Origin of the sequence: Enterococcus sp. 4G2_DIV0659, assembly GCF_002140715.2 — a bacterium.
In the GTDB taxonomy this organism is placed as follows: domain Bacteria; phylum Bacillota; class Bacilli; order Lactobacillales; family Enterococcaceae; genus Enterococcus_L; species Enterococcus_L mansonii.
Genome location: NZ_NGLE02000001.1, coordinates 1,585,001 through 1,601,980 on the forward strand (window position 1 = coordinate 1,585,001; position 16,980 = coordinate 1,601,980).

At 36.7% G+C, this 16,980-nt stretch carries 10 protein-coding genes, 2 rRNA genes and 1 other annotated feature (1 of these 13 running past the window's edge); of the genes, 4 read left to right on the forward strand and 8 right to left on the reverse strand.

Going from position 1 to position 16,980, the window contains the following annotated elements:
- Together A5880_RS07300 and A5880_RS07305 are read right to left on the reverse strand one after the other, a co-directional pair.
- A 23S ribosomal RNA gene (locus A5880_RS07300) occupies positions 1-190 on the reverse strand; it reaches 2,722 nt to the left of the window's first position.
- 287 nt (positions 191-477) lie between these two features.
- Positions 478-2,038 (reverse strand): 16S ribosomal RNA (locus tag A5880_RS07305).
- The 16S and 23S rRNA genes sit together here, the layout of an rRNA operon.
- A 652-nt stretch (positions 2,039-2,690) precedes the next feature.
- On the opposite strand from A5880_RS07305, the gene croR reads away from it, so the two are divergent.
- Together croR and croS are read left to right on the forward strand one after the other, a co-directional pair.
- Positions 2,691-3,380, forward strand: coding sequence for a response regulator transcription factor CroR (gene croR, locus A5880_RS07310; protein WP_086330869.1), 690 nt, complete (start codon positions 2,691-2,693; stop codon positions 3,378-3,380).
- On the forward strand, positions 3,370-4,521 hold the full coding sequence (gene croS / locus A5880_RS07315) for a sensor histidine kinase CroS (protein ID WP_086330335.1): 1,152 nt from the start codon (positions 3,370-3,372) through the stop codon (positions 4,519-4,521). Before croR ends, croS begins: the two co-directional genes overlap by 11 nt.
- Before the next feature lie 62 nt (positions 4,522-4,583).
- On the opposite strand, the gene A5880_RS07320 is transcribed toward croS, so the two are convergent.
- From A5880_RS07320 to A5880_RS07335, 4 genes are all read right to left on the reverse strand, one after another.
- Positions 4,584-6,860, reverse strand: coding sequence for an ABC transporter permease (locus A5880_RS07320; RefSeq protein WP_086330336.1), 2,277 nt, complete (start codon positions 6,858-6,860; stop codon positions 4,584-4,586).
- A complete protein-coding gene (locus tag A5880_RS07325; RefSeq protein ID WP_086330337.1) occupies positions 6,860-7,555 on the reverse strand; it encodes an ABC transporter ATP-binding protein in 696 nt (231 codons plus the stop codon). The genes A5880_RS07320 and A5880_RS07325 overlap by 1 nt, the downstream gene beginning before the upstream one ends.
- Positions 7,556-7,674: 119 nt before the next feature.
- Complete coding sequence (locus A5880_RS07330) at positions 7,675-8,280, reverse strand: response regulator transcription factor (protein ID WP_086330338.1); 606 nt, start codon at positions 8,278-8,280, stop codon at positions 7,675-7,677.
- Positions 8,277-10,064 (reverse strand): ATP-binding protein, encoded by a 1,788-nt coding sequence (locus tag A5880_RS07335; RefSeq protein ID WP_086330339.1) that lies wholly within the window; start codon positions 10,062-10,064, stop codon positions 8,277-8,279. Before A5880_RS07335 ends, A5880_RS07330 begins: the two co-directional genes overlap by 4 nt.
- Before the next feature lie 168 nt (positions 10,065-10,232).
- Positions 10,233-10,436, forward strand: a binding site (T-box leader).
- Between the two features lie 179 nt (positions 10,437-10,615).
- Between A5880_RS07335 and serS the strand changes: the two genes are divergently transcribed.
- On the forward strand, positions 10,616-11,887 hold the full coding sequence (gene serS, locus A5880_RS07340) for a serine--tRNA ligase (RefSeq protein ID WP_086330340.1): 1,272 nt from the start codon (positions 10,616-10,618) through the stop codon (positions 11,885-11,887).
- A 110-nt stretch (positions 11,888-11,997) separates the two neighbouring features.
- Positions 11,998-13,482: a polysaccharide deacetylase family protein gene (locus tag A5880_RS07345; RefSeq protein WP_086330341.1), complete on the forward strand. Its 1,485-nt coding sequence runs from the start codon at positions 11,998-12,000 to the stop codon at positions 13,480-13,482.
- A gap of 62 nt (positions 13,483-13,544) precedes the next feature.
- Here the strand turns inward: A5880_RS07345 and guaB are convergent, their stop codons facing one another.
- Together guaB and A5880_RS07355 are read right to left on the reverse strand one after the other, a co-directional pair.
- A complete protein-coding gene (gene guaB, locus A5880_RS07350; protein WP_086330342.1) occupies positions 13,545-15,029 on the reverse strand; it encodes an IMP dehydrogenase in 1,485 nt (494 codons plus the stop codon).
- Positions 15,030-15,187: 158 nt separating this feature from the next.
- Positions 15,188-16,864: a glycosyltransferase family protein gene (locus A5880_RS07355; RefSeq protein WP_179190401.1), complete on the reverse strand. Its 1,677-nt coding sequence runs from the start codon at positions 16,862-16,864 to the stop codon at positions 15,188-15,190.
- Between the last annotated feature and the right edge of the window lie 116 nt (positions 16,865-16,980).

A 16,980-nucleotide genomic window follows, 5' to 3' on the forward strand; every position in this document is an offset into this window, starting at 1 on the left:
TCTGCGTCTACCTCTAACCAGCTATGTATTCACTGGAAAGTAACATCCTATAAAAGATGCTGGGTTTCCCCATTCGGAAATCTCTGGATCATAGCTCACTTACAGCTCCCCAAAGCATATCGGTGTTAGTCCCGTCCTTCATCGGCTCCTAATGCCAAGGCATCCACCGTGCGCCCTTATTCACTTAACCTTACGATCTTACGATCGGTTTTGTTTGGTTCGTTTCTCTAGCGATAGAGGCGTGACCAATAAAATAAGCTTCGAACAATTTTAATTAAAAAACTCATTCAACGCGGTGTTCTCGGTTTGTTTTGATTACTTTTTTACTTCAATATCCAGTTTTCAATGAACAATTCGTTTGAGAGAATTATAGAATAAGAAAAGAATCTAATGATTACTTTCTTAAGTTATAAGAGTAAACCTCTCAAAACTGAACAAAGTGTTAACGAATGTGTAGGTTTCCGTAATATTCCTTAGAAAGGAGGTGATCCAGCCGCACCTTCCGATACGGCTACCTTGTTACGACTTCACCCCAATCATCTATCCCACCTTAGGCGGCTGGCTCCACAAGGGTTACCTCACCGACTTCGGGTGTTACAAACTTTCGTGGTGTGACGGGCGGTGTGTACAAGGCCCGGGAACGTATTCACCGCGGCGTGCTGATCCGCGATTACTAGCGATTCCGGCTTCATGTAGGCGAGTTGCAGCCTACAATCCGAACTGAGAGAAGCTTTAAGAGATTTGCATGACCTCGCGGCCTAGCGACTCGTTGTACTTCCCATTGTAGCACGTGTGTAGCCCAGGTCATAAGGGGCATGATGATTTGACGTCATCCCCACCTTCCTCCGGTTTGTCACCGGCAGTCTCGCTAGAGTGCCCAACTAAATGATGGCAACTAACAATAAGGGTTGCGCTCGTTGCGGGACTTAACCCAACATCTCACGACACGAGCTGACGACAACCATGCACCACCTGTCACTTTGTCCCCGAAGGGAAAGCTCTATCTCTAGAGTGGTCAAAGGATGTCAAGACCTGGTAAGGTTCTTCGCGTTGCTTCGAATTAAACCACATGCTCCACCGCTTGTGCGGGCCCCCGTCAATTCCTTTGAGTTTCAACCTTGCGGTCGTACTCCCCAGGCGGAGTGCTTAATGCGTTAGCTGCAGCACTGAAGGGCGGAAACCCTCCAACACTTAGCACTCATCGTTTACGGCGTGGACTACCAGGGTATCTAATCCTGTTTGCTCCCCACGCTTTCGAGCCTCAGCGTCAGTTACAGACCAGAGAGTCGCCTTCGCCACTGGTGTTCCTCCATATATCTACGCATTTCACCGCTACACATGGAATTCCACTCTCCTCTTCTGCACTCAAGTCTCCCAGTTTCCAATGACCCTCCCCGGTTGAGCCGGGGGCTTTCACATCAGACTTAAGAAACCGCCTGCGCTCGCTTTACGCCCAATAAATCCGGACAACGCTTGCCACCTACGTATTACCGCGGCTGCTGGCACGTAGTTAGCCGTGGCTTTCTGGTTAGATACCGTCAAGGTAAGAGCAGTTACTCTCCTACTTGTTCTTCTCTAACAACAGAGTTTTACGATCCGAAAACCTTCTTCACTCACGCGGCGTTGCTCGGTCAGACTTCCGTCCATTGCCGAAGATTCCCTACTGCTGCCTCCCGTAGGAGTCTGGGCCGTGTCTCAGTCCCAGTGTGGCCGATCACCCTCTCAGGTCGGCTATGCATCATGGCCTTGGTGAGCCGTTACCTCACCAACTAGCTAATGCACCGCGGGTCCATCCATCAGTGACACCCGAAAGCGTCTTTCAAATCAACACCATGCGGTGTCGACTATTATGCGGTATTAGCACCTGTTTCCAAGTGTTATCCCCCACTGATGGGTAGGTTACCCACGTGTTACTCACCCGTCCGCCACTCCTCTTTTCAAATGAGTGCAAGCACTCGGTAGAAAAGAAGCGTTCGACTTGCATGTATTAGGCACGCCGCCAGCGTTCGTCCTGAGCCAGGATCAAACTCTCATAATAAAAGTTGAACACGATCTTGCGATCGTTAAGCTCATTTGTTTGCTAGCATATTGCTTCGCTTGTTAAAAATTGTTGTTTGTTTTTACCGTTGTAAAAACAACCTACACATTTGGTTCGTCTTACTTTGTTCAGTTTTCAAAGGTCTACTGTGTTACCTCGCAGCAACTTTTACATCATATCAAATCTGAAATTCGATGTCAACACTTTTTTAAAAAAGTTTCAAAGTTTTTCTGCTTGCGGTTATCGTTTGTTTCAGCGACAACTTCATTAGTTTATCAGGTTGTTTGTTATTTGTCAACAACTTTCTTCCTGATTTTTCAACTTTTTTCGAAAGTTGAAATGTTATTCTATTTTCGTCGTTTGGCGTATTTCATCAGTGCCTTGCGACAAGATATAATATACCAAGATTATCGGCTTAGGTCAACTAAAATTTGCACTTTTTTTAAACTTTTTTTCGTTCCCGATTGTTTTATTACTTTTGTTCTTTATTGTTCGTTTTTAACTTAAAAAACAAAGATTTTCGACTCAATTCTTAATTTTTGATAACATATTCTAAATTTCCCATAACTTCTCTTTGTTTTTGTCAATTTTTCTTTTTTTTTGTTAGAATATAGATGAAGAACTCTACTATATAATGGGGGAAATGGATGATATGAAAATTTTAGTTGCTGATGATGATAAAGAAATTGTAGAACTACTGAGTATTTACATACACAATGAAGGGTATGAAGTGGTTAAAGCTTATGATGGAAAAGAGGCTTTGTCTAAGATTCGTACAATCTCAGATATTGATTTAATGATTTTAGATATTATGATGCCAATTATGGATGGTATGCAAGTTGTTAAAGAGTTACGAAAAGAATCACAGATTCCCATTATTATGTTGACAGCCAAAACAACCGATATGGATAAAATTAAAGGATTAGTTGCTGGAGCAGATGATTATGTAACAAAACCATTTAATCCACTAGAAGTGATGGCTCGAGTAAAATCAATCTTGCGTCGCAGCCAAATGCAACTCAAAGCAGACGAACCAGATGTTCTTGAAATTGGGTCGTTAATCATCAATAAGGATTCTCACGAAGTGAAAACTGTTGATGGAAAAGAGATTCAATTAACTGCTTTAGAATTCGGTATCTTATACTTGCTTGCTAGTCATTCAAACCGAGTGTTCAGTGCCGATGAGATTTTTGAACGCGTTTGGCAACAGGAAAGTATTGTCTCAGCCAAAACAGTGATGGTTCATGTTAGCCACTTAAGAGATAAGATTGAAGAGGCTACTGGTGGAGAAAAGGTCATTCAAACAGTTTGGGGAGTTGGATATAAAATCGATGCTCGTTAGACAAAAAAAAATCGAAAAGCAAAAACGAATCACTTTAACATCTAAAGAAATCAGCGAGTTACTTGCTGAAGGAATTGTAACAATTATTCTGTTACTTCTATTAAATGTCTCAATTACGGTTCTACTAAGCGGTAGTGAAACATTAAAAGGGGTTATTTGGGCGACCAAAGGAGCTTTTGCCAAAGAATTAAATACTGATCTATTTTGGAGTTTAAGCAAATTTGTTATCCCAATATTTTTTATAGTAGATGTTGGGGTATTGTATTGGCGCTTGATTCGTCGTTATCGCCAGATGCAGTTGCGACATATTATAAGTGAGCTTCATTATATTGCTGACGGAAATTATGATCACCGTATTCCGTTTGAACTAAGTGGCGATTTAGCAAAAGTTGTCACTAGTATTAACGGTTTGGTTGACAGTACCGTAGCAGCGATTGAAGACGAGCGTAAAATTGAAAAATCAAAAGACGAGTTGATTACTAATGTTAGTCATGATATTCGAACACCTTTAACTTCTATTATAGGTTATTTAGGATTGATCGAAGATCGACAGTTTCATAATGAAGAGGATTTGCTGAAATATACACACACCGCTTATGTGAAAGCGAAACAAATGAAATTACTGGTTGATGACCTTTTTGAATATACAAAAGTTCGCCAACCTTCTGTTCCTATTAATAGTATTAATTTTGATATGGCACAACTAATTGAGCAACTAGCCGCCGACTTTGAGTTAGAAGCTGATAAAAATGATATGACGATTCAAGTCAATGCTAATCCAACCTCAATCAAAATGGATGGGGATACTGAAAAATTAGTGCGTGTTTTCAACAATCTTTTATCAAATGCGCTTAAATATGGTAAAGGTGGCAAGAATATCGTCATTGATGTAGAGAAAGTTGGAACGGAAGCTGTCATTGCTGTAAGGAATGATGGGCCGCCGATTCCGAAGAAATCATTAGATCAATTGTTTGATCGATTCTATCGTGTAGAAGAGTCACGTTCGCAAGAAACTGGCGGTACAGGCCTTGGTCTAGCTATTGCACAAAGTATTATAGCCTTACACGGCGGTTACATCTATGCGACTTCAGATAATCATTGGACGTCTTTTATCATCCATCTGCCTTTAAAAAGAAACTGATTTATCAAATAAGAGACAGGGACTTCGCTGAATAAGCAAGTTTCCTATCTCTTATTTTTTATTTAATCGACACCTTTTAATGACTCCACCATATCAAGTTTTTGTATCCTTCTTCCAATAAAGAACGTCGTTGTTAATGAACACCCCCAAACAACAAGTGATGCTAGTGCCAAATTTAATGTGCCTATATAGGAAGTATATTCTAAATGTATTGTTGAAAATGTGTTAACATATTGATCCAAAAAACATAGTCCTAATGGAATTCCGATAAGCCAACCGATCGTTGTAGTAAACAGATTCTCAATCATCGTAATTTTTCTTAGCTCTTTTTTATGGAAGCCAAGCACTCTTAACGTTGCATAATCTCTTGCTCTCTCAACAAAATTCAATGTTCCTAAATTATATAAAACGACTACAACTAACAATATCGCAAACGCTATAATCATCATAAAAATACTTGCCAAACTCTCAACAAACGCATAGGCGTTTTCTTTTTGATCAGCTATGTTAATAATTGTTTCGACATTCGGACTGTTTTTAATATCTGAGAGTGATGGTACAGTTCCTACTAACAAAGTATGTGGAGTAAATTTACCACCAGCTTTTTCCCAAGTTTTTTGCATAACATAAGCGCCTTGGTTGGTTTCACTGGTGATAATCCCTTTGATTTCGAATTCATAGTGATTCTTATCTAAAGAAGATTGTACCTTAACCTTATCTCCTACTTTTAATTTAGCTCTTTTCGCAAAACCATTCGTTAAATAAATTCCATCATCTGACACTGTTTTTTTATCTTTTGTTTTCATATTGACGTAAGAACCTTCGCTTATAATAGTCAATAAACGATTATATCCATCATCTGGTGTATATCTAGCTGGCAAAATTTGTACACTTTGCCCTTTAAACTCATCATTCAGCGCTTCAAAATTTGTCGTTTCTAGCCTTTTATCATAAGTAAAATCTTGATTGTATGCTTTATCTACTAAATGATTGATCGATTCTGGCATACCAAATCCAGCTGTAAGCAACATCATTCCACCGGCAACACCAATAATGCCCATTATCATCCTTACTCTATTGATTGCAGCATCCCTAAAAGCCCATCTATTTTCAAAACTCAATGCATTCCATAAGAAAGGAACTTTTTCTAAAATAATAGAGTGAACACTTTTGGTACTTCCACCTCTAAGAAATAGTACGGGTAATCCTATTCGTGCTTCTCTGGAAGCTAAGAAGGCTGATACAACGCAAGTGAATATCACAATAGAAACAACAACTAACGAAGTATAATTATATGAAATCGTCCACTCTGGAATTGAAAACATATCTTTTTGCGTGTTCAAAACAAACCAAGACAGTAACGGAGATGCCACAGCTCCAAGAAAAGCTCCACCGCCACCGATTAAAAGACCATAACTAGCATAATGAATACCAATGCTCAAGTTTGAAAAGCCTAACGCTTTTAAAACAGCAATTTCTTTTGTTTGAGATTCAATTAGTCTTTTTATAGTTGTATACATAGCCAAAATTGCGAGTAAAATAAATATAAAAGAAAACATATACGATAAATTACGAATTTGACCAACTCGATCTAATGCATTGGCTACATCATTCAATGTTTCTCTATTATAATAAGCAATCTGTTTCGCTCCTAAAATACTTTCAATACTTTTACGAATATCTTTCTTAGTGTTTTTCATCTCAACGACATTAGAAGGTCCTTTATATTGAAAGTCCCGCTCTAACGTTTTCTTTGAAATGACTCCATAGCCATACTCTGAATAATTTGGAGCAATAAATTCTTGCATGCCAGTATAATAAATTTTTTCTGGCGATTGAATAAGCCCCTTGACTTTCAAATCAACTTTATTCTCTCTATAATTTAGTTGAATAACTTCTCCTAATACAATGTTGTTTTCCATTGCATATTCCTTGTTTAACCAAATGCCGTCTTCTTCACTTGAAGGCAAACGATCCCCTTCTGCTAAAAACGGAGTTGATAAATTCTCTTTAGAGTACGTATCTAATGATAAATATTTATCTCGCTTATCATCTCTTACATCCGTTACTTTTATCTGCGTTTTTTCAATAACTTCGTTTACTCCAGAGATTTCACCAATCTTTTCGATATCTTCTGGTGTGAAACCAGTACTATATATCCAAGAATCTGCTAAATTAGAAGTTGTGGTAAAATTATCTAGACTTTTCTCTAAACCGCCCCATGCCCCTTGTAATCCAACGAATACTAGAACGCTTAAAAATGACATTAAAAATACCGAAAAAAATTGAGTCCAATTTTTTAAAATATCACGTCTTAATTTCAGATTTAAAAAGCTCACTATAATTGAACCTCCTGAACAGCAATCGGCGCTAAATTCTCATCAATAGATGCAACATTACCATCATGTAGACGTATCCCTCTATGAGCAATACTAGCAAATTCAGCATTATGTGTTACCATAACAACTGCTGTATTCGAATCATTCGCAGCTTCTCTAAGGATTTCCATGATTTTTACTCCTGTAGCTGAATCGAGCGCTCCTGTTGGTTCATCACAAAGTAATAATTCTGGGGACTTTGCTAAAGCTCTAGCAATAGATACACGTTGCATTTCACCTCCAGACATTTGCGTTGGAAAATTATTTTTTCTATGGTCTAACCCAACTTTTTTCAAGTAATTTTCCGCCTTACTTTGATTTCCTGTTAATTGTGCTGCAATTGCAATATTTTCATAGGTAGTTAAACTAGGGATAAGGTTATAAAATTGAAAAACAAACCCCACAACGTCTCTACGATAAACAGATAATTCAAAATCATTTAGCTTTGTTATATCTCGGCCATCAAATAAGAACTTTCCACTTGTAGCACGATCCATTCCACCTAATAAATTTAACATTGTACTTTTCCCAGATCCTGAAGGCCCTAGAATGACAGTAAACTTTCCCTTTTCAATTGTAAAATTCACATCATCCAGCGCTTTAACTTGTTGGTCTCCTACCTCATATACCTTACTGATATTTTTAAATTCTAGCATTGTATCCTCCTAATTTAAAACGTTAGTGAAACTTTTCTATTTCGATATACTCAGCATAAAAGGAAACCTACAAGAAAGCATCCGTATCTTCCGAATGTTTTCTTGCGGGTTTCCTCATTTTAGTTAATTAGATTTAATTTAATCGCTTCTCTCACTGCGCCAATTCGACTATTTACTCCAAGCTTTCTGCATATGTTGGTCACATGAGACTCAACCGTTCTACGACTTACATAAAGTTCTTTTGAAATTTTTTCATTTGTGTATTCATTGACAATTAAGTTGATGATTTTTATCTCAACTTCACTTAAAATTGGATTTTTTTCTATTGAAACGAGAAAATCAGGGAGCACATGATTTCCTTTATGGACATTGATTATTGTACTAATGAGTTCTTCATAACTTGTCTCTTTCCGAAGAAATGCTTTTACACCTAGTTCTAAGGCTCTTTTATGAAGCATTTCTTCGTAAAAACCTGAAATCAAAATAATCTTTGTATTATTATTTTCCATCCCTTTAATTTTTTTTACCAAATCAAAACCATGAATCCCATCCAGCATTAAATCCATCACTACAACATCTATATTCTTATATTTAATACAAATCAAAAACTCTTCTACTGTCGTATACGCTCCAATAATATCAAACGCTGAAATTGTTTCTAATTTATTACGCAATCCTTCTAGTACAAGCTGATGGTCATCAATCAATGCGATCCTAATATTCATATTACTTCTCCTTTTAAATGATTGTAGGGAAGAGTCATCGTAATAATCGTTTGATCATTTGTTTCAATCGATAATTCTCCACCCAATAAAATCAATTTCTCTTTAATCACTTCCAACCCAAAATGCGATTGATCATCTGCTTTCTTTTGAACATATTTTCCATTGTCCAATACCTGAAACTCACAAGCCTCTTTCTTACAAGCAATCATTATCTCTATTTCATCTGCTTTTCCATGCAAAATACTGTTGTTTATACATTCTTTCAATGAACGTAAAATAAAATTATTCACTTTCTTGGGGTAGTGTTCTATTTTTGTATCTATAGTGTGCGTAATTGCTACAGAGTATTTTTTCATGACCTGCTCAATCATAGAAACAATCGTATTAGTCAATCCCATCTCTTGAATCATCAGTGGATAAATATCTGAACAAAGCTCTCTTAAATTAAAGATTACTTCGTCCAACTCCTGAATAATCAGTTCTTTTTCAACATTGCTTTCTTTTTCTTCAGCAATCTTCATTAAATAAATGATATCTTGGATTACTGTATCATGAATATAGGTAGAAATACTTTCTCTCTCGTCTTCAACAGCAACAAATAATGAAACAGGATCACTATACTCTTTCTTTCGTTTCACAGTTAAAATCAGTTCTCCAATTAATGGAAAAAAAGAATAGATCAATAGAAAAACATAGCATAATAAGATGGCAAGAGGAACATACCTACTTAGCAAGGAGACAAGAACGATTGTAGCAGATAGAATAAACGCCAAAATAAAATATAACATTGATTGATTCATCCGATATCGATACCTTAAAAAACGGGATAATATCAATAGATGAATCACACCAAAGATTGGGAATATCGTAAAAATCACTACTAGATAAAATGGGGCGACCCAACCGGTAGGTAAAATATAAAATAGAAATAATGGGACAAAGCTTAATAGGCTGATTAATGATATATTAACTTGCGTTACTTCTTTTCCTTTCCTATTGGAAAACCTCTTTTGCAAATCACTGATCGATAAAATGAGCAAATTAAACCCTAACATATAAAATACGCCAACAGATAAATATTCAATCAAAAAAACTGGCAATTGGACAAAAGAAACCGTAACCATCAAAAAACCATTTACTAAAGCAACTAATCCAATAAAGCGCATAACTTTTGTGTTTACTTCCGTTACTGGTATTGCTTTGCTTAAAAATGTATAAATGTAGAAGGGAAAAACGGAGATAAACAAGATAATCACTGTTCTTCCAAAATAATCCCCTATACTGGAAGGAACGACTGATAACAACGTAAAGATAACAAGTACACTAAATTGATAAAATCGTTTAGAACTATTATTTGCTATTTGTTTTTTTGAAAGTTCGATCAGAAAAATCAGATAGATTAAACTGATAGCAAAAAAAATGCCGAATACTTTTAAATTTCGATTGTTTTTAGAAAACAATAGTGTCTGTTGGATACCATCTCTTGAAATAACTACACTTGTTGCTTGCTCTACAATCAGCCAGTTATTCAGTAATTTATTCTCGTTTACGGGATTTCCATCAATCATTTTTATTTCATCGTTTATCTTTACACCGCTGGCATTGGCTGCTCCATCTGCTTGTAGTTTTGTTACGACCCAAGTAGAGCCTTCTTTTCTTCCTTCCACACCTATATAATTGCTTTGATATAGTACCAACTCAAAAAAACAAGCACTCACTCCTATAAAGATTATTAACAATAAAGCACTTAGTTGAATCCATGATTTTCTTCTTGATTTATTCAAGTTCTATCCTCCAAGACATTAACAGCTCTTAACTCATTTTTCACTAATTGGTTATAATTTTATCATATGCTTTAAAGAATCAATATCCTATTCTGAGATTAAAAAAATAATCTCTTTAATCGCTGACCACAGTTGACATCCAAACAAAAGTTTTGTATCCTAGTGTCAAGCACAGAGAAAAAGTATTTATAGTTTTGAATCAAAGAGAGTTTGCGGTGGTGAAAGCAAATATTCTACTATAAAGAAGTCCGTCTCTATTCCATGCATTTGGCGAAATAAGTCGAATCGGTTGCAGCCGTTATCTGCAATACAAGGGCAGCATTACGCTGAACTTGGGTGGTACCGCGAAATTCAAGTCATTTCGTCCCAAGAATTTTTTCTGGGGATGGAGTGGCTTTTTATTTTGCTACAAGGTTATCTAGTTACGCGGGCTAACTCCTTAGGAAAAAGATAAAAATAGTTTGTGGTAAAAAGCACCACAATCGATTTTTCCTATTTTCCAGTCGGAGTTGGACGAGCCCGCTACGCTTTTATATTAAGGAGGAGTAAGTATGTTAGATGTAAAAATGATCCGTCAAAATTTTGATGAAGTACAAGCAAAATTAAAAACCCGTGGTGTAAAAGAAGAGGTATTAGTAGAATTTTTGCGCTTAGATGAAAGTCGTCGTAATTTATTGGTGAAATCAGAAGAACTGAAAAAATACCGTAATGACGTTTCAGCGGAAATCGCGCAATTAAAACGAAATAAAGAAGATGCTACAGCCAAAATTGCTGAAATGAAAGAAGTCGGGGGAAATATCAAGGCTCTAGATACAGAAATTGAAGAGATCGATGCTAAACTGCAAAACATTTCAACAACATTACCAAATCTTCCTCATGAGTCAGTTCCTGTAGGCGCAGATGAAGATGACAACGTTGAAGTACGCCGCTGGAGTGAGCCTAGAAACTTTGCTTTTGAACCAAAACCACATTGGGATGTAGCAGAAAATCTAGATATTCTTGATTTTGAGCGTGGAGCGAAAGTTTCAGGAAGTCGTTTTGTTTACTATAAAGGATTGGGTGCTAGACTAGAACGTGCATTATACAACTTCATGTTGGATATACATGTTTATGACCATGGGTATACCGAAATGATGACACCTTATATCGTAAATAGCAATTCTATGTTCGGCACGGGTCAATTCCCGAAATTCAAAGAAGATGTTTTCCAGTTAGAAGGAACTGATATGACATTGATTCCTACAGCTGAGGTACCTTTGACAAACTATTATAATAACGAAATTTTAGATGGCAAAGATTTACCTATTTATTTCACAGCTCTTAGCCCGTCTTTCCGTTCTGAAGCAGGAAGTGCTGGGCGTGATACTCGAGGGTTGATTCGTCTACATCAATTCAATAAAGTAGAAATGGTCAAATTCAGCGATGCAGAACATTCTTATGAAGAGTTAGAAAAAATGACCGCAAATGCAGAAGATATTTTACAAAAATTGAATTTACCTTATCGTGTGATGTCACTAGCCACCGGTGATATGGGCTTTTCTGCTGCGAAAACTTACGACTTAGAAGTTTGGATTCCAGCGCAAAACGCTTATCGCGAAATCAGCTCTTGCTCAAACTGTGAAGATTTCCAAGCCCGTCGTGCGATGATCCGTTACCGTGATGAAAATGATAAAGTCCAGTATGCACATACGTTAAACGGTTCTGGTTTAGCTGTAGGACGGACTGTAGCAGCAATTTTAGAAAACTATCAAAATGAAGATGGTTCAGTCACTGTTCCAGAAGTTCTAGTTCCTTATATGGGTAACTTGAAATTAATTAAATAAATAGAAAGAATTACTAATTTTATTTGTCTGTCTGTTGAAAGAATAAATCCAAAATGGTACATTTGGATTACTAGAAACAGACAGACTATTAAATTAGAAGGATAAAACGTATGAATAGAAAGAAGTACCCACAAAGTAGGCAAGAAAGATACAAGCAAGGTTTTTCAAAAAAATGGCCTTTCATATTGCTCATTATTGTTTTTATTCTTTTGATTTGTGGCGGCGTTTACGCTACTCAAGCTATGCAGCATACACCAGAAGAGAAAAAAACAGTAGTGGAAGATAACAGTCAGTATGAGGATAAAGAAGCGTCTTTGCTAGAAAAAATCCGAAAAAATCAAAAAAATGAAGGTCCTGAAAGTGCTGAACAGAGCACTAAAGACGGTGAACGCCAAACACTACTTTATGAACCAATTGCTACAGACGAGATTCCACAATTTCCAGCAATCAAAGATGAGCTAACAGCCTTAATAGAAGCCGCTAAAAAAAACAATCCAACAGACACTCCGACAAAGTTAGTCGGATATATAAAATCGGTCACTGTAAATGAACAAGTAACAAGTTACCAACCAATCGTCGAGACCTATACTTGGGATCCAAAAAAAGAAGAGTGGACTGAAAAAACGGAAGCTGGGAAAACAACTGTGTTCGTTAATCAAAAAACAAAACAGCCATTGGCTCTTCAAGATATTTTCGTAGACGAAGCGAACCTTCTTGCGGTTCAACAAGTTATCCAACAAAAATTGCTTGATGATAGTCCTGATGGCAATGCTATTATTGACAATATTATCAATATGCCCGCAGTACCTATGGATGCAACAAATTTTGTTTACTATTCTGATAAAATTACCCTGCCCTTACCGGAAAATGCAACTGGTAAAAGTGACATTACTTTAGACTACAAAGATATCGCAGGCTACGTCAATCCTGAATTTGTTGATTCTGTTTCCATCAAAGATGCCTTACCCGAACCGTTAGATCCAAATAAAAAATATATCTCTTTAACGTTCGATGATGGGCCCAGCCCAGAAACAACCCCTAGACTTTTAGATATTCTAAAAGAAAAAGGAGTCAAAGCAACGTTCTTTATGTTAGGTCAAAATGTAGTAAAACATGAAGCACTTGTAAAAAGAGTCAATGAAGAAGGACATGAAGTTGCCAGTCATTCATATTCCCATCCTCAACTAACTACTACAGATGCCCAAAAAGTAAAAGATGAAGTTCAAAAAACAGATAAAGCCATTTATCATGCAATTGGTAAAATTCCAACTGATTTTAGACCGCCTTATGGTGCAGTAAATAAAGATGTTGCAAGAATTATTGGAAAACCGATTATTCAATGGTCTGTCGATTCTCAAGATTGGCAAAGCCACAATGCCCAAGCCATCATTAAACGAATTGATGAAACTGCCTATAATGACACAATTATCTTGATGCACGATATCCATCCAGAAACGGTCGATGCTGTTGCTGATGTGATTGACCGATTACGTAATGAAGGTTATGACATTCTTCCTTCTAAACAATTATTAGGAAAAAAAGCTCGCCCTTTGCATATGTATTATGGTTCTAAAGATGAAAGAGTCGTACAATAAAAAAGCAAACCTCCTTTCTAATCCATTAGGGATTTAAGGAGGTTTGTTTTTTCTATACTCTCTTATTGCTCCACAGAATAATTAGGTGCTTCTTTAGTGATTTGTACATCATGTGGATGAGATTCTTTCAAGCCGTTACCACTCATTTGTACAAACTGCGCTTCTTCACGTAGTTGTTGCAAGCTTGCTGCACCAACATAACCCATACCTGATTTTAATCCACCAATCATTTGGAACACGATATCTGACACGCTTCCTTTATAAGCTACGCGACCTTCAATCCCTTCTGGAACAAGTTTGTTCGCTTCATTAACGCCTCCTTGGAAATAGCGATCGCTTGATCCTTTTTCCATAGCGCCTAATGAACCCATACCGCGATACGTTTTAAAACGGCGGCCTTGATAAATTTCAAATTCACCTGGTGATTCATCCGTACCAGCTAACATGCTACCCAGCATAACGGCATGACCACCAGCAGCCAATGCTTTTACAATATCGCCAGAATATTTAATTCCGCCATCAGCAATAATCGCTTTGCCGTATTTACGAGCAACAGATGCCGCATCATAGATAGCCGTTAATTGAGGAACACCTACGCCGGCAACAACACGTGTCGTACAAATTGAACCTGGTCCAATCCCAACTTTAACAACATCTACCCCAACATCATAAAGTGCTTTTGCACCTTCAGCTGTCGCAATATTTCCAGCAATCAGCGTTGCTTCTGGGAATGTTTCACGAATTTCTTTGATTTTACGAATAACACCTGCACTATGCCCATGCGCTGTATCAATTACGATTGCATCTGCTCCTGCGTCTAACAAGGCTTCTGCCCGTTCAAAGGTGTCGCTTGTAACGCCAACCGCTGCAGCTACTAACAACCGACCATGTTCATCCTTAGCAGCATTTGGGAATTCAATCACTTTTTCAATATCTTTAATTGTAATCAAACCACTCAAACGATTATTTTCATCAACGATTGGTAATTTTTCGATTTTATGTTTTTGTAAAATCTTTTCAGCATCTTTTAGAGAAGTGCCAACTGGGGCTGTCACTAAGTGGTCTTTTGTCATTACTTCTTCGATTTTCATTTGATAGTCGGTCACAAAACGCATATCTCGGTTCGTAATAATCCCAACTAATTTACGGTTATCCATCGTTTCTACGATCGGTACACCGCTGATACGGTATTTGCTCATTAAATTTTCAGCATCTGCTACTAAATTTGTCGGTGTTAAGAAAAATGGATCAATGATTACGCCACTTTCAGAACGTTTTACTTTACGGACCTCGTCTGCTTGTTGTGCGATACTCATATTTTTATGAACCACACCTAAGCCGCCTTGACGCGCCATTGAGATTGCCATTTTACTATCTGTTACAGTATCCATACTTGCACTAATCAGAGGAATATTCAACTTAATATTTTTTGCTAATTGCACGCTCATATCCACTTCGTTAGGCAGTACATGACTTTCTGCTGGAATCAATAAAACATCATCAAATGTAAGACCTTTTTTCGCGAATTTTGTTTCCCAGTTAGACATTTTTCAGACCACTCCTCTATTTAATTTTATATAAGAAAATAACAGATAATAAAATAGAAGTCAACCGCATTTCACTGTTTACAGAAATTTTCTTTTCGTTTTCCGAAACATGAGTGTTTCCTCATTTTTTTATTATCAAAAACAAAGTATAACTATGGTTATTTTTTAAATTTCGTGCGAGAAGAATGGATACAAAAGACTTTCCATAGCATCGACACAAAAAGAGTACTGATAGATACTATGAATGAAACTTTTTGAAGTTGCGTCGTCTGATAGCAAACAGATACACTGCCTTTTTCCGACAATGAAATATCAACTAATCCATTTTGTTTGTTCAACGAAGCTGTAGATATTTTTTCTTGCCCATTACTCCTTATTTTTGCTTGATAGCCATAATAGTAGATAAATGGAATGGTCACAGTCCCTTTACCTGGCTTTCTCATCTCATAAGCAAATGTGACTGAATCAAATGTCATTTTTATATCTTTAATTTCAATTTCGTCTGAATTATAGCCAACCGCACGCTCTTTATCCTTTTTAATGCTAGAATAATCTACTTCTTTTGGTAAGTATTCATGCCCTGCACCGATATAATAACTATTGGCATGATCATACTCTTGGTGAGAAAGAATTCTTTTCCCTTCTGTAGATAGAGTTTCCCATTCATAAGTCACAACACCCAACATAATAAGCACAAGTAGCAACCATCGAGCATTAGGCCATTTTTTAAAAAGACCTAAATCATCATTTGCGATAAGGTAAGAAATCAATACTGTCACGATTGACAGTAAACGCCACGGAAATTGAATCGTATTTAATGGTGTATGATCAAAAAGTTGCCATGGAAATACGTTTGTAGTCATAAACATAAACAAAAGTGCAAGTAAAATCAAGTCATAATTTGGGCTATTTCTTTTGAAAAGTGTCATCGCGTAAAGGCATAAACTAAGTAATAAAATAAGTCCAATATTGGCCGAGGATGCATGGAAGACACTGTTTTTAAAGCTATGCGTTAACAATTCTACTAGCGAATACGCTCGTTCTGAAATCAATGTCAGTGGATTGGATGTTACTTGAAACGTTACGTGTCTCATCTGTTCAAATACAGGTACTAAATAAAAGGCTAGTAACAAGAACGTCAGGGCTGTAGCTTTTAGTAAGGATAGGATGGGTTGTTTCTTAAAGAAATCCTTCCCGTTTAAAAGAACGTATAAGCCAATAAACAAGCTCGTGATTTCCAGCGAAATAACATGAGCTAAACCAATCCCTGTCATCGCAACGGTCAGCAGATACCATCTTTGCTGTTTACCATTTTTCAATAAATACATACTGGCCAAAACTAAGGGAAAAAAGCTCATTGCCAATAATTCTCCAAGTGCTTGGCGATTAAAAAAATCTTGCAAGCGATAAATAGAGAGTGTGTACAACAATGAAAAGAGATAGCTTTTTTCTTTAGATAACTTCATGTACCTACCTGATATATAGGTTAAAATAAAAGTTGCAAAATTAATAGCCACTGCAAAAATAATAAAGCTATCAGAAAGTGAAACCCCTGCTACTCTTAGCATTGCGGGGAAATACAAGTAAAAATCTGGATAAAACAAACTAGAAGCATAACCATAACCACCAATAAAAAAGTAACTGATTTTTGGAAACCATATACCCTGCTTTATGGATAATGCCAATGATTCAATACGATTTTGATGAAAATGATAATCATCACCGATTAGAATGTGATTGTTTTGAAAGTAAACGATATATAAAGATGCGATTGCTAGAATCAAAAAACTCAACATAATCAACCATTGACTATGTTGGCTAATCCACTTTTTCACTTCTTCACCTCTTTTATAATGAAAAGAAATTGAAATTTTCATTCTTTTTTACTATCGTATAGCGCGAAGGTTTTTCTTTCAAATAGAAACACTTCCACTCTAAGAAAAGAATTAGA

Coding starts and splice junctions, on each gene's coding strand:
- croR (WP_086330869.1), top strand. CDS start 2,691: ATGAAAATTTTAGTTGCTGATGATGATAAAGAAATTGTAGAACTACTG.
- croS (WP_086330335.1), top strand. CDS start 3,370: ATGCTCGTTAGACAAAAAAAAATCGAAAAGCAAAAACGAATCACTTTA.
- A5880_RS07325 (WP_086330337.1), bottom strand. CDS start 7,555: ATGCTAGAATTTAAAAATATCAGTAAGGTATATGAGGTAGGAGACCAA.
- A5880_RS07330 (WP_086330338.1), bottom strand. CDS start 8,280: ATGAATATTAGGATCGCATTGATTGATGACCATCAGCTTGTACTAGAA.
- serS (WP_086330340.1), top strand. CDS start 10,616: ATGTTAGATGTAAAAATGATCCGTCAAAATTTTGATGAAGTACAAGCA.
- A5880_RS07345 (WP_086330341.1), top strand. CDS start 11,998: ATGAATAGAAAGAAGTACCCACAAAGTAGGCAAGAAAGATACAAGCAA.
- guaB (WP_086330342.1), bottom strand. CDS start 15,029: ATGTCTAACTGGGAAACAAAATTCGCGAAAAAAGGTCTTACATTTGAT.